This is a genomic window from Leptolyngbya boryana PCC 6306, from assembly GCF_000353285.1.
GTDB classification, from domain to species: domain Bacteria; phylum Cyanobacteriota; class Cyanobacteriia; order Leptolyngbyales; family Leptolyngbyaceae; genus Leptolyngbya; species Leptolyngbya boryana.
Genome location: NZ_KB731324.1, coordinates 953622 through 967892 on the forward strand (window position 1 = coordinate 953622; position 14271 = coordinate 967892).

Here is a 14271-nt window from a genome sequence, read left to right on the forward strand (position 1 = left end):
CATCGTCACACCTGTCAATGAACATAAAATCGATCCAACCCTTTAGGCTTCTTGTTGTGATCCTATTGCTGCTTGGTATTTTTTTCCGATTTGCGTCCCTCGGAGAACGACCTTACTGGCATGATGAGGCACATACGTTACTGAGATCATCGGGCTATACGCTCACAGAAATTACAACTCAAATTTTTAATACTCAAATCCTCGATCGCGATCAGGTGCTCAAATTTCAACAGCTTTCATCTGAGAAAACTGAATTTGATGTTGTACGCTCTTTAGCAACTGAAGAACCGCATCGAGCACCTCTGTTTTATACACTTTTACATTATTGGATGCGATGGTTTGGCAACGATCTCACTTCACTCAGAATATTACCAAGCCTGCTAAGCTTGCTCGTTTTTCCAGCGATCTACTGGCTCTGTCTTGAGTTATTTGGTTTGCCATCTACTGGATGGATCGCGATCGCACTGGTCAGTGTTTCGCCATTTCAGGTTTACTATGCTCAAGAAGTCAGAGAATATTCTCTGTGGGCGGCAACGACTTTGTTTACTTCCGCTGCATATCTTCATGCAATGCGATCTCCAAAAAAATTAGCTTGGAGCCTATATAGCGTTTCAATCATTCTATCGCTATATACGTCTCTGTTATCGCTTCTGATTTGGGTAGGTCATTGCATTCATGCGATCGCATCTCAGAAAGTGAAACTGACGAAACCTATGAGTGCTTTTCTCAAAGCTTCATTCCTTGGATTCCTTGGATATTTACCTTGGCTATTCTTTGTAGCCGTGAACCTGTCACAGGTCGAAAGAAGCAATGCTTGGATGTTTCAACCGACTCCGCTCCACACGTTGCTAGAGAGTTGGGTGACGAATTATCAATTTATCTTTCTGAAACGCAGTCTAGCGGGTTCTTGGAGCTTTTTATTTACAACTGCGATCGGGCTTCTCACCTTTCTTTCCGCGCGATCGCTGATTCTCCGTACCCGAAAAGCAACCTGGGTATTGATTGCACTTTTAGTTTTACCGTTACTCATTACTTTTGTTGTTCCTGACTTGATCTGGGGCGGATTACGATCGACGAATGGGCGCTACTTTGTCCCGTGCTATTTAGGGATTCAGCTTGCAGTTGCACATCTGTTTGCAACTCAGCTAAAAAATGGCTCAAATCTTCTACAGAAAGCATTTTGGCGGTTCGCATTGGTCAGTATTCTTACCGCAGGTGTGCTTTCATGTACGGTGCAGATGTTTCAAAATCGCCTGAGTGAAGATTTAGCGATCGCATCGATGATCAATCAAGCTGAAAATGCGATCGTCGTTAGTGCAGAAGAGTCTTATCAGGGAGGCGGCACGATCGGCGATATCCTAACATTAAGCCATCTCGTTCAGCCGAGTACAAAATTCCAGCTTGCGATTCGACATCAAGTTCCATCGCTTCCAAATCAACCGAATTTATATCTCTATAAACCTCTTACCTACCTAAAACAGAACCTCCAGCAAACCTATACACTCCAACCTATCTACAAAGATAAGCTCTTTCAACTTCTTCCCAAATGAAGCGAATTATCACCTGCCAAGGAAGTATCCAACTCATTGCTGCATTATCAGCGCTCTTGCATCGAGGGCAGTTGAGAGACTCCCAAAATTACCTCGTCATCTATGAGCTTTATGCTCCTGAACAGCAGCATTATGAGTTTGCAACCTTTATCGAGCAGATGGCGAGATCGATTTGTGAATGGGAGGAGATCGTCTATCTCACCCCTGATCAACTGAATGCAATTGGTCACAAACTCGACTCGACTCGACCCGCTCAAATTTATAGCCAAGTTCATCGCTGGCTCGGACTCGATCGAGCCGATGAAATCTATCTCTGTCGCAACTGGCAATTGACGAATCAGCTTTTACTCAATGCCTATCCCTCTGCTTATCGAGTCTGCTACGGTGACGGCATCGGGCTTTATTTCTCAGAGCATTCAGCCGTCGTTCGTCGCCCGTTTACGCCGCCTCCAACCCGTGATCAAATTTTCGATTGGACTTGGTGGAAACTACGATCGCTCTGGCATCGAATTCGTGAACGCCTGAAGTTAAAAACAAAGCTCTACTCTCTGCCTTTTGATATTGGCTACTTTGTGCTGCCTGACATTTTTGGAGAAACGCCACCCATGCCAAGCGTCAAGCTTGCGCCAGTGCAGCTCCTCAACTTGTTTGAGCAATTCACCTCATTTGTCGATGACGATCGCGTAGCTGAAATTCAATCCATCATTCAAGATTCGCCAGTTTCAATTCTACTCACTTCCAACTTTTCAGAAGGAGAACGCTTACCTCAAGCTCGTGAAATTCACGCCTACTATGAATTTCTTAGCTCACACAGCATTCCACCCGATAGTGTCTTGATCATCAAACCTCATCCTAGAGATGATCCCAATAAGATTAAAGAATTGCAGAAACTATGTTCTCATTTATATCGTGAAGTCATTCTCCTGACTGATTCAAATCTGTTCTTTTTACCCTTTGAAATTTTCTTTCTCAAAGCTTTTACTCAAAAAAAGCAGAACATTCGTATCTTTGCCGTCAGTTCTGCTTTTTTGTCCTTACAGCTTCTCTTCGATCTACCAAGCTTCATTGGATTCGGAGCAGATTTAACTACACAATCGTTTTATCCAGACTTTGTGGATGCCCGCTTAGAGCATGAACAAACCTTACATGAAGCTTGCTATCGTTTACAGTCCGCTTTGAATTCTCAACAAGACGTGCTATGAATCGAACACCAGGTTTTGTGCGATCGCTATGATTAGTATTGTGACTCCTGTTTACAATGGAGAGCAGTTCATTGAGTCCTGTCTTCAAACCGTCATTGCTCAAGCGTGCGATGAAATTGAGCATCTCATTATTGATGGCGGTTCAACAGATAGCACAGTTAGTATCATTCAAAAATATGCGAACTGCTATTCTCACATTCGCTGGATCTCTGAACCGGATCGAGGTCAATCCGATGCCATGAACAAAGGCATTCAACTTGCAAAAGGCAATGTGCTGACGTTTCTCAATGTTGATGACTACTATGAGCTAGATACTCTAAATCAAGTTAATCAGCGCTTCAAAACGCTACCTGAACCGAGCTTTATCGTGGGAAACTGTCGAATCTGGAACGATCACGGAGAAGTGATTGATATCAATAAGCCTTCTAAGTTGCGCTTGTTTGATCTCGTTCTCGGGTTGAATATCAATCCCTATCCTTGTAATCCTTGCGCTTATTTTTATCATCGATCGCTGCATGAGCGAGTTGGAAATTATGCGATCGAGGATCACTATTCGATGGATCTAGATTTCATTCTCCGCGTGGTTCAAGTGGCTCACGTTTACTATGTTGATGAAATCTGGGGGAACTATCGCAGAATTGCAGGAACGAAAACGTTTATTGATATGGAAAGTGGAGAGTGCGATCGCCGAGTTCGACAAATTCTAAGAAAATATCGACAGCATCTGACTCCAGTTGAGCAATTTCAGTGGTACATCTGGAAAATTTGGCATCAATGCCGCACGATTGTCTTTTCAGCTTTAAGACTCTGTTTTAGAACGATTAAACGGTTCTTTCGTAGATAAATAGAACATCCCCCATTGCTTCTGAGCCGAATGCAATGGGGGATTTTTGAAAAAATGCCTGAGCTATTCTCGCGCTGCCAGTAAGCCAAGACCTAGCGACAATAAAGCATTCACGCCGAGATAGCCCCGTGCGATCGCGCTGCTTCCTAGCCATTGCATTTCGGGTAGAAAGACTGCACTCACGGCTAAGCAAGCTGCAACTCCGAAAGTACACCCGATCGCAAACCATTTCAACGAAGGATGTCCTAACAAACCAGCAAGCAGCAAGAAAGGAATCAGAACACTTGCAGAGATTGGATTCAGCAGATTGGAATTGAGAATCGTGCCAACCAACTCAGGAATCGAGCTACCTGCTAAGCGGAGTGGAAACTGAGGCAGATTCGTGATAAAGATGCCTCGCAAGAAGAACAATCCGCAACTTCCGAGCACCAAGCCCCAATATAGCGAAGCGCGATTTCGAGGCATCTGAGCAATAAATACTTGCGAGAATGCGATCGCAACTCCGAACATGAGAAGCTTCAGACCGAGGTTGAAGGCACTGCCATCAAACCAAATACGACTGAAGAAACCACTCCAAAGCTTCGGAGATAACCACCAAAAGAAAGGACGGTCTTTCAAGGCTAAATTGACGGCTCCTTTTGCATCGAGTCTGCCTGAGCCATAGAAATTTTGCGGATCATCTTGAACTGCGATCGCGCTCTTTTTCAAAATTCCTTCAATCCGATCTGGGTCTTGTGTACCTAGTGAGTGAACCAAAGCTGCAACGCCTGCTACATGAGGAGCAGCCATACTGGTTCCTTGAAAGTATTCCAACACGGATTCCCCTGTAGCTGGATTAATCGTGTTCTGCAAAATTCCACCACTCTTATTTGCAGAAGATTGAATTGAACCTCCTGGTGCAGCAATATCAATTCCCGTGCCATAGTTCGAGTAGGGCGCTTTCTTCGTTGTCGAATCGTAGGCTGAAACAGCGATTACGTGAGGATACCGGGCTGGAAACTCAGCAACACTCCGTCTCGAATTGCCTGCCGCCGCAACGATCGTCACTTTTTTACTATGAGCGTACTCGATCGCTTCTCGCATCAGTTGGCTTTCTCCCCCACCGCCTAAGCTCATATTAATGACATGTGCCCCGTGATCGGCTGCCCAACGAATCGCTTCTGCAATATCTGCTGTCGTTCCTCCACCCCAGGCTGCCAGGACTTTCAAAGGCATAATGCTCGCTTCGTAAGCAACACCTGCTACCCCATAGCGATTGTTTGTAGACTGAGCGATCGTGCCTGCAACATGCGTCCCATGACCATTATCATCAGAAGCATCTGAGCGATCGTTGACGAAATCATAGCCTTCAACGAATTGAGTTTCTTTTAAGTCAAGAACTTGGCTCACCCCAGTATCAATCACAGCAACGACGGTTCCCTTGCCTCGCGTATGTTTCCAGCTTTCTTCAATATTGATGCTTTGAAAGTTCCACTGTTTGTCATAGTCGGGATCGTTCGGCTTGCCCGTCGTTTTGTAGATGTAGTTCGGTTCCACAAATTCCGTATACTTGCCGATATCGGAGTTTTTGAGTTTCCGAAGTAGTGCTGCATCGCCTTTCATCACAAAGACGTGATCAGCTTGAGAAAATTCACTGTTTAGGCGAATGTCGCTACTGTAGCCAGATTTTAGTTCGCTGAGTTCGCTAGAGAGTTCCTCACTGGTCAGCGACTCACGGAAGTCGAGAATAATTGAATCAAAAGTCCCAGGTTCAGTCGCAAAGGCTTGGAAAGATAAAACGGATAGCAAAAAGCTGAATACGCATAACCCGATCAGCAGTAAACGTCGCATAATACTGGTTGGTGGGAAAGAGAGTCTCTCTCAAGATTCCCGTTGAAACGCTTGAAATTATCCTCGATTCGGTTTGAGGTATTGCATTAAGGCTTCGGTATAGCGAGTCGTTCCGTGTTCAGTGGTTGGGGCAAGTTTTCGCGATCGTGCTAAGCAAGCCTGTGCCTCTTTGAGATTGTGCATCATTGCAAATGTCCAGGCTAATTCTGCGTAAATTTCGGCGCTGAGAGCCGGATTGTGTTTTGCCAATTTCAGCACATGTCGATAGAGATCGATCGCGGTCGTAAAGTCCCCTTTGCATTGCAGCAAATCAGCATGGCGGCAATGATTTTTTATGGCAAGTAATGCCTCATCAGGAGGGGGAGTCTCGAACTCTGCGATCGCATCTGCTAGGCTTCCGCGCCATTGATTATACAAAATTAGGGTATAGCGCTCATTGCCTGTAGTTTGATCAGATGGGCATGGGGTTCCATACATTGCGATCGCTTGTGTGAAATTGTCTTCTTGAAGCGCGATCGCGAAATTGGTTCTCGCTGCCCAATAGCTCGGAGCAATTTGTAATGCTTTCTGAAAAAAATCTGCTGATTTGGAATGCTGGTTTAGACGATGCTGAATTACACCTAAATTGTTATATGCTTCTGCACTAGCAGCATCGAAGATCAAAATTGCATGAAATAGTGTTTCAGCTTGAGCGAGTTGATCGCTCTGATAGCACCTAATTGCGCGTTGAAATAGAGCATCTAAAGTCGTGAGTCTACTATCTTGAATTTGCTCGAATCTTTCTTTGGCTCTTTGTTTTGCTGCTTGAATGAAGGTTTGAAGTTCATGAACGAGCCACCGTTGTTCAGTGGGTGAGAGGTATTGACCAAACTGATATACTTCTTGGGTGCGCATTCTGATGACACCGACACTCTCTCCTTTACGAGTTTTTTCGAGATGAATGTCTTCAATTTCCTCAAGAATGAATGAGATCTTTTGGTAGAACTCGAAGCGTTTTAGCATTCCTGCCAGTATGAGCGTGTAATCATTAACGCTCAAAACTGTGGGTTTGATTAAAGTCTGGAGATCTCTCGCAAAGCAGATTCCGGCTAGGGCTGTGACACAAGGGAAGGTAACTAAGATTAAACCGTAGTAGCCAACTTCTGACATGTTTAATCGACTGACAGCCACGATCCGAAAGAGAATGAATGCCGTGAGTAAGTACAGAAGAACAAGTCCGATTCTGATCCGGATTTTATCGGCTTTGCTCGATTGAAAGCTTTGCCCTGAAAAGTGGATGTGTAAGGCACGATCGCTCTTAATTAACGAGACTTTTGTATTGCGCGGACGTTGCGGAGAGGGACTCGATACAAATTCTTCTTTCGGATTGCGACCTTGCAAAGCCGACAGTGCTAAAGCCGCAGAATTAAATCGGTCTTCCTCTGCTGCTTCAATACAGCGCTTTAACCAACGACTAAACTCAGCAGAAATCCTCAAATTCGGCGGAATTTGTAACTGGAGATCATCTGATGTTTGTAACTGATTGGGGTCTTTGCCTGTGAGTAAATAAAGTAGGGTTGTTCCCAAAGCATAAAGGTCTGTCGCGCAAGTTGCTTTTCCGCGAAACTGTTCCGGAGCCATGTAGCCCAGTGTGCCGACAACCGTGCTGCCCCCGGTTACAGTTTGGCGATAGGTATCTTGAACGGCTCCAAAATCAACAAGATAGATATTGCCTTCTCGATCGCGCAAAATATTCTGGGGTTTGATATCTCGATGGAGAATGGGCGGTAGAAAAGTTTGCAGATAAACCAGGATATCGAGCAGTTGAAACGCGATCGCTTTCGTTGTGTCTTCGTCTGGTCGCCAACCTTTTTGAATCCATTGGGCTAGTGTTTTCCCAGGTGCGAGAGCTTGCACAATGCAGAATAAACGATCGTCTTCGGTATCAATTTCAAACGAATCGATATAGCGAGGAATGGCAGGATGATTCAGTTGCTTGAGAACTTTCACTTCTCGCTCAAACAAATCGAGTGTTTTCCAATCCGACGTTTGACGCAGTGAAACAACTTTCAGTGCAACATACTGCTGAGTGTGCAGATCCTCAGCTTTATAGGTCGTTCCAATGCCGCCTTGACCTAATGTTTCTAAGATTTTGTAGTGCGAATGAATGATATCCATAGGTTTAACGGTTTCGATTGTACTCACTGTTTCGCTGACTCGGTGCTGAGCCAATGCCCATGAGTTTGTTGCTTAGTTCTGAATCATCGCGAGGCTGACGAGGATATGCATTTTCGCTTTGCCAGTTTCTCTCAGCTTGTTCTTGCTGCCGAATCCTTTCTTCTTCTCTTCGTCGGGATGGGTTAACGCCCGCTCGTTCATTGAATGCCAGCCGGATTGCTTCTCGCATGGGTCGATTCTTGCCTCCCATGCTCGCTCGTTTCAAAGGAGTGATCCCTTGTAGATTCGACTGATGAATGTTAGCTCCAACCTGTAACAACTTCCAAATCGTCTGTACATCTTGATCAGACTCCACTCGGTCTACCAGAAAATTTAGTAAGGTATTGCCACCGCGATCGAGGGCATCCGCATAGGGTAGGAGTTCCAAAATTTCTTCAGGAGTTAGAAACTTGAGTTCATGGAAATGGATTTGATTGAGCATGTCTGGAGTGAGCTTTTGCTGTTTCGCAATCATTGAGCGAAACACACCTGCATCTGAATTTGCCACAGCTCTCTGAAAGACTTCTGAGAGATTGACATAAGTACTAACATCTCCTTCTGTAAGGCTCTGCACCAGATTGAGCCAGCCTCGTTGGCTTGCAGTTTGAATCAGAGTTTCGATGAGTTGTTGCTTCTGATCTTTAATCTGCGATCTCCGACTGATGTGTTCTACAAACAGTTGAGCATTGGCTTCAGAATTGATGTAATCGATCGCGGTTTTGCCTTTTTTATCTTTCAGGCTGATATCGATCTGATTCAGCGCGAGAATTGCTTTCAGCGCTTCTGGCTTGCGTTGTGCAGCCTCATGAAGGGGAGTTTGACCTTGATGATCGCGATACTGCAAGTTGCCGCCTTTTGCGACGATTTGTTGGATTGAGTCAGCTTCTCCTAAAGCGATCGCTTGATAGATCAAAGTTCTTCCTTCAATGTCTGTCGCATTTGGGTCTCCACCTTTACTTAAATACTCTTTGATGGATAAATCTCGATGATCGATAGAAGTATAAGCAGATTGAGTGAGTCCAACTTTATTGATAATTGCGTAGCGATAGTGATCGGTAACGACTAAAGCAATGAGCGTTAAGGCACTCATTGCCCCGATTCCGATGGAGAGCTTTGAAGATTGTTTGGGTGGAGGTTGGAGTTGAGAGATCGCGATTTCTGCTGATGCAAACCGATCTTTCGGCGCGGGTTCTAAAATCTTTTCTAACCAATCTGCAAAGTGCGGTGAGAGTTGAAGTTGCGATCGAAACTCAATTCTCAACTTTTGAACAGGTAAATCGGCAGGCGATCGACGAGTTAGTAAAAAGAGTAATGTTGTGCCTAAACCGTATAAATCAGTTGCCGCAACGACTTGACCACGAAACTGTTCAGGAGCCATATAGCCGTAAGTTCCGACGACTGTACTACCCTGCATGAATGTATTGTGATACGTACTTCCAACTGAGCCAAAATCAACTAGAAAAATTTGACCATCAGCGCGACGAATTAGATTTTGCGGCTTGATATCGCGATGAAAGACAGGTGGATTCAGGGTGTGGAGATAATTGAGAATCTCTAAGACTTGTAGCGCGATCGCTCGAATCTCTGCTTCTGTCCCGTGCCAACCTTGCTGTACCCAATCAAAAAGAGATTTGCCCTTGGCGAGTTCTTGAACGATGTAGAAATTGCGGTCACGCTCAGTCTCGACGACGAAATACTCTAAATATTTGGGAATGTTCGGATGATTGAACTGCTGAAGAATCTCAGCTTCACGTTCAAATAATTCGATGGTTTTCCAGTTAACGGCTTGTCGTAAAACAAGCGTTTTTAAGGCAACTTGTTTCTGTGTCGTCTGATCCTTTGCCAGATAGGTGATACCTGTGTTGCCTTCACCCAAGCGTCCCAAGATTTGATAACGCCGCTGAATAATATCACCAGACTGATGAACCATAGCAGAAAATTCTGGAGCATGATGTGAAATGTCACTCTCCAGAATTCCCGATTTTGCTGCTATTTACCCAATACAGAGGTCATAGCACGTCCAATATTGTGTGGTTGCATCGCGTCGATCGCAGCCGTTGGCTCATATCCGCAGTGCACCATACAGTCTGCACAATTTGGATTGCCGCTCTTGCGACCGTACTGGCTCCAGTCCGTCTTATCCAATAGCTCTTGGAAGGTTTTGTAATAGCCATCATTCAAGAGATAGCAAGGCTTCTGCCAACCCAAAACGCTATAGCTCGGACTACCCCAAGGCGTGCATTCATAATCCTTCTCGCCCATGAGAAAGTCTAGGAACAGTGGATTATGGCTAAAGTTCCACTTCTTCCCTTTTTTCATCGGTGCAAGGATTTGACGGAACAGAATATGCGTCTGTTCACGCTTCAAGAAATGGTCTTGATCAGGTGCCCATTCGTAGCTGTAGCCTGGAGAAATCTGCATTCCATCGACTCCCAGTTCGGTGAGAAAATCGAAGAATTCGTGCATTTCTTCAGGATTGGCACCCTCGAAGATGGTGGTGTTGGTATTGACCTGGAAGCCGCGTGCCTTCGCCGCTTTAATCGCTTTGACAGCCGTATCGAATACGCCTTTGCGATCGACGCATTGATCATGCCAATCGCGCATCCCATCGAGATGCACCATAAAGGTGAAATAGGGCGAGGGCTTGAACTTGTCGAGGCTCTTTTCGAGTAGGATGCCGTTGGTGCAGAGATAAATGAATTTTTTACGATCGATTAATCCCTGAACAATTTCCCCAATTTGAGGATGCAGAAGCGGTTCACCACCTGGGATCGAAACCACAGGTGCGCCACATTCTTCCGCTGCTCGGAAACAGTCTTCCGGGGAAAGATTTTGTTTGAGAATTTCAACGGGATGCTGAATTTTTCCACAGCCCGTGCAAGCGAGATTGCACCGGAACAATGGCTCTAGCATCAAAACCAAGGGAAATCGTTTTCGACCTAGTAAACGTTGTTTGACTAGGTAAGAGCCGATTCCGACGACTTGCTGTATTGGGACTCCCATCGCTATCTCCTCACTCGGTTTGAATTAAATTCTCTTGAAACCAGTCTACGGCATCTTTCAAAGCGATGTGAATGGGCGTTTGGGGAAGCCCCAATTCACGAATTGCTTTACTTGCATCGTAGTACATTGGCTGTTTGGACATTCTCACTCCATCGACTGGAATTGAAGGTTTTTTCCCAAATTTCGTGAGAATCGTTTCGTCAATCCAGGCGACAGACAGCGGAATCCAGACCGGAATCGATCGAGCCGGGGCACTCAGTCCGGTAATCTGACTTAATTCATCAAGCAATTGTTTCAAACTCAGATTTTGATTGCCGAGAATATACCGTTCTCCGGATTTGCCTTTCTGCAAGGCGAGCAAATGCCCCCAAGCGACATCTTGCACATGCACAAAGTTGAGTCCTGTTTCGACATAAGTTGGCATTCGCCGTTCTAAAAATCGCACCACAATGTCGCCTGTTGGAGTTGGTTTGATGTCATACGCCCCGATCGGTGTACTAGGATTCACAATCACAACATCTTGACCCAATTGTGCTGCTTTGACGGCTTCTTGTTCTGCCCAATACTTCGATTGTTTGTACTCTCCAATCAGTTTCTCGACCGGAGATTGATACTGTTCGGTCGTCGGTTGACCACTGGGATCAATACCGATCGCGGCGACAGAACTGGTATAAACCGATCGCCCAATTCCTGCTGCTTTTGCGGCAGCTAGGACATTGCGCGTGCCCAGGACATTACTTTGATAAAGCAAATCGCGATCGCGTTGCCACAGGGAGTAATGCGCTGCGACATGAAATAAACAATCGCAGCCTTGCATCGATCGAGCTAAATCTGGATCGTTCAAGTCTCCTGAGATGAGTTCAATTTCCAACCCGTTGAGGTTATCCAACCGGGCATTTGAGCGGGCAAGTGCTTTGACCTCATAGCCTTGTTGCAGCAGTAATCGGACAAGATTTGCGCCGACAAAGCCTGTGCCTCCAGTGACAAATGCTTTCATCGTTTTTTAGGTTTGAGATCATCGAGCAGAGTGTACACGACGGGTACAACGAACAAACTGAGTAATGTGGATGTAACTAAGCCACCCGCGATCGCAACTGCCATGGGAGAGCGGAGTTCTGATCCGGCACCAAGTCCAAGCGCGATCGGAACCATACCTAAAATCGTTGATGCAGTTGTCATCATGATCGGTCGCAGTCGAATCGGACCAGCTTCGAGAATTGCACTACTGCGATCGAGTCCTTGTCGCCGCAATTGATTGATGTAATCGACGATCAAGATGGCATTTTTATTCGTGATGCCGAGCAGAAACACAAAGCCAATCAGCGAGATCATGCCGAAATCGCTTTGAGTGATGAGCAGCGCGAGCATTGCGCCAACGAGTGCGAGTGGCAGAGAAAGCGTAACGACGATTGGGTCGATCAAGCTTTTGAACAGTAATACGAGAACAACTGCAATACAGAGTGCTGAGAGTCCCAACGTTCTACCAAAACTGTTAAAGATCTCACGACTACTTGCCGAATCTCCCCCTAAGTCGAGTGTGACATTTGCAGGTAAAACAGTTTTAGATTCATTGACTAATTTTTCGGTTGCATCACCCAAGGATAGACCTTTACCCAAGTTTGCACTGACATAAACGACTCGCTGTCCATCGCGTCTGTCGATCTGCTGAATGCCGTTGCGATTGCTACTCCCGCTGAGCGTCACATCTGCAATGCCTGGAATGGTCTGTACGCGATTTTTCAAGTCGTTTCCAGCTTTCTCTAGCGTTGCTAAATCTTCCCCTTTAAGAGAGGCTTGCAGTGGCTTCTGGCTGCCTGCTTCGACAAAGGGAATGTCTTCAACGCTGGTAGTTACTCCGGAGATTTCCGGCAAGCGCGATCGCAGTTGATCCTGAAGCGTCGCGGTTGGCGTAGAGTGTCCGGGTTTTAGCTTGACGTAGATCAAGCCTTTATTCGGTTCGCCTTCACGCGATCCCACGGTTGTAAATACAGTTTGAACCTCAGGAGCAGTTCTCACGGAGTCTTCAAGCTGTTTTGCAACATTGAGCGAATCTTGCAATGGATTAATTTGGGGAATCTGTCCGCCTGCTGCTAAGGTTGCTGCAATCTCTTCTTGAGATGGGATTTTCGGTAAGGGAGCCGTGTATCGAACGTTAAATTCTCCGCGATCGAGCTTCGGAATAAATCCTTGCGGAATCATCGGAATGATGGCAATCCCTGCTGCAAAACTGGCAAGCGCAATCCCCACGACGATCGCTCGATGGCGTAATGACCACTGGAGTAATTTGCGGTAGTTATCAGTAAACCAAAACCCAACTCTGTCAAACCGTCCCGAACTGGGGCGATTTGATTTTCTCAGCATGTAAATCGACATCACAGGCGATAATGTCCGTGCGACTAACAGCGACATGATCATCGCGGCTGAAACTGTGATTCCGAAGGGTTTAAAGAACTGCCCAATCACGCCTTCCATGAATCCAATCGGCAGGAACACGGCGACGGCTGTAAACGTGGCAGCGGTTACAGTTAAACCGACTTCACTGGTTGCTTTGAGGGCTGCTTGTCTGGGAGATTCCCCCTCTTCGATATGTCGGCTGATGTTTTCGACATCGACGATCGCATCATCGACGACACTTCCAATCACAAGCGCCAATGCCAGCAGGGTGATGGTTTCGAGATTAAATCCAAAAAATGCCATCACGATCGCAGTGCCGAGAAGCGAAATCGGAATGGCAAGGGCTGAAATTAAGGTTGCCTGCCAACTCCGAAGAAATGGATAGATCACAATCACCGATAAGGCGATCGCTTCAATCAATGCCTCGATCGTTGAATGGGTTGCGTTCTGAATGTATTCAGCTTGCGTGGACGCTAGTGTAATTTTCACATTGCTGAGATTTTTTCGCAGTGTGTCAATCTCTTGCTCAACTGTGTTTACGACTTCGAGTGTGTTTGCATCTCCGCGTTTCACCACTTGAATCGCGATCGCATCTTTGCCGTTAAATCGCGTCAAGGTTGCTCCACGTTCGTTGCCGCCTGCACCGAGCGTATTTACTTTCAGCACACCCGCGATTTTTTCTAAGGGCGGAACGATCTGGCTGGTTGTCAGTTGAGTCAGGTCTTGGAGATTTCGCGAATCGCTTTCGATCGCATAGCTGATCGCTGCGGTTTCATTCAAATTCAAGGCGATGACTTTGAATTGAGTTTCTTTCGGCAGCGTTACCGATTTCATCGTTTCTTCAACCGTTTGACGCGCTTGGTCTAAACTCGTCCCCACTTCAAACGATAAGCTGACAGCCGTTTGATTGGGAAACGTTGAAGATCGCAGGTCATTCACGCCTTTCAGCGATTGCATGGCTTGTTCGATCTGTTGTGTGACTTGCCGCTCGGTTTCGGAAGTTGCCGTTAATGGAGCTTCTGCACTGACCACAACGACGGGAAAGGTGATGTCAGGAAAGAGCGCATATTTTAATGAACTCAGGGCAAAAAATCCGGCGACTGTGATGGTCAGCCAGAAGGAGATGCTTAACCACGGCATCGCTATCGCGATCCGGGAAATGTTGAAACGCTCCCGTGAAGTCGGTTTGGGCAAATTCATAAACTAGGTAAGGCTAAAAAGAACGTTGAGGGGATGTTAAGGTTGCTTGAGT

9 protein-coding genes are annotated in these 14271 nt (G+C 46.0%); 3 read left to right on the forward strand and 6 right to left on the reverse strand.

Annotation, left to right across the window (positions count from 1 at the left end):
- Positions 1–56 precede the first annotated feature (56 nt).
- From LEPBO_RS0104425 to LEPBO_RS36150, 3 genes are read left to right on the forward strand one after another with little or no spacing between them, the layout of a single operon-like run.
- Positions 57–1550 (forward strand): glycosyltransferase family 39 protein, encoded by a 1494-nt coding sequence (locus LEPBO_RS0104425; RefSeq protein ID WP_017286327.1) that lies wholly within the window; start codon positions 57–59, stop codon positions 1548–1550.
- Positions 1547–2752: a polysialyltransferase family glycosyltransferase gene (locus tag LEPBO_RS36145; RefSeq protein ID WP_017286328.1), complete on the forward strand. Its 1206-nt coding sequence runs from the start codon at positions 1547–1549 to the stop codon at positions 2750–2752. The genes LEPBO_RS0104425 and LEPBO_RS36145 overlap by 4 nt, the downstream gene beginning before the upstream one ends.
- A 28-nt stretch (positions 2753–2780) precedes the next feature.
- Positions 2781–3596, forward strand: coding sequence for a glycosyltransferase family 2 protein (locus tag LEPBO_RS36150; RefSeq protein ID WP_017286329.1), 816 nt, complete (start codon positions 2781–2783; stop codon positions 3594–3596).
- 63 nt (positions 3597–3659) lie between these two features.
- Here the strand turns inward: LEPBO_RS36150 and LEPBO_RS0104440 are convergent, their stop codons facing one another.
- The 6 genes from LEPBO_RS0104440 to LEPBO_RS0104465 are packed head-to-tail and all read right to left on the reverse strand — an operon-like array spanning position 3660 to position 14219.
- Positions 3660–5426, reverse strand: a complete 1767-nt coding sequence (locus LEPBO_RS0104440; protein ID WP_017286330.1) for a S8 family serine peptidase — start codon at positions 5424–5426, stop codon at positions 3660–3662.
- A 57-nt stretch (positions 5427–5483) separates the two neighbouring features.
- On the reverse strand, positions 5484–7583 hold the full coding sequence (locus LEPBO_RS39770) for a protein kinase domain-containing protein (protein WP_017286331.1): 2100 nt from the start codon (positions 7581–7583) through the stop codon (positions 5484–5486).
- A 4-nt stretch (positions 7584–7587) separates the two neighbouring features.
- Positions 7588–9552: a protein kinase domain-containing protein gene (locus tag LEPBO_RS39775; protein ID WP_017286332.1), complete on the reverse strand. Its 1965-nt coding sequence runs from the start codon at positions 9550–9552 to the stop codon at positions 7588–7590.
- A gap of 59 nt (positions 9553–9611) precedes the next feature.
- Positions 9612–10625, reverse strand: a complete 1014-nt coding sequence (gene hpnH / locus LEPBO_RS0104455) for an adenosyl-hopene transferase HpnH (protein WP_017286333.1) — start codon at positions 10623–10625, stop codon at positions 9612–9614.
- 10 nt (positions 10626–10635) lie between these two features.
- On the reverse strand, positions 10636–11622 hold the full coding sequence (gene hpnA, locus LEPBO_RS0104460) for a hopanoid-associated sugar epimerase (protein ID WP_017286334.1): 987 nt from the start codon (positions 11620–11622) through the stop codon (positions 10636–10638).
- Positions 11619–14219, reverse strand: coding sequence for an efflux RND transporter permease subunit (locus LEPBO_RS0104465; RefSeq protein ID WP_036044390.1), 2601 nt, complete (start codon positions 14217–14219; stop codon positions 11619–11621). The genes hpnA and LEPBO_RS0104465 overlap by 4 nt, the downstream gene beginning before the upstream one ends.
- Between the last annotated feature and the right edge of the window lie 52 nt (positions 14220–14271).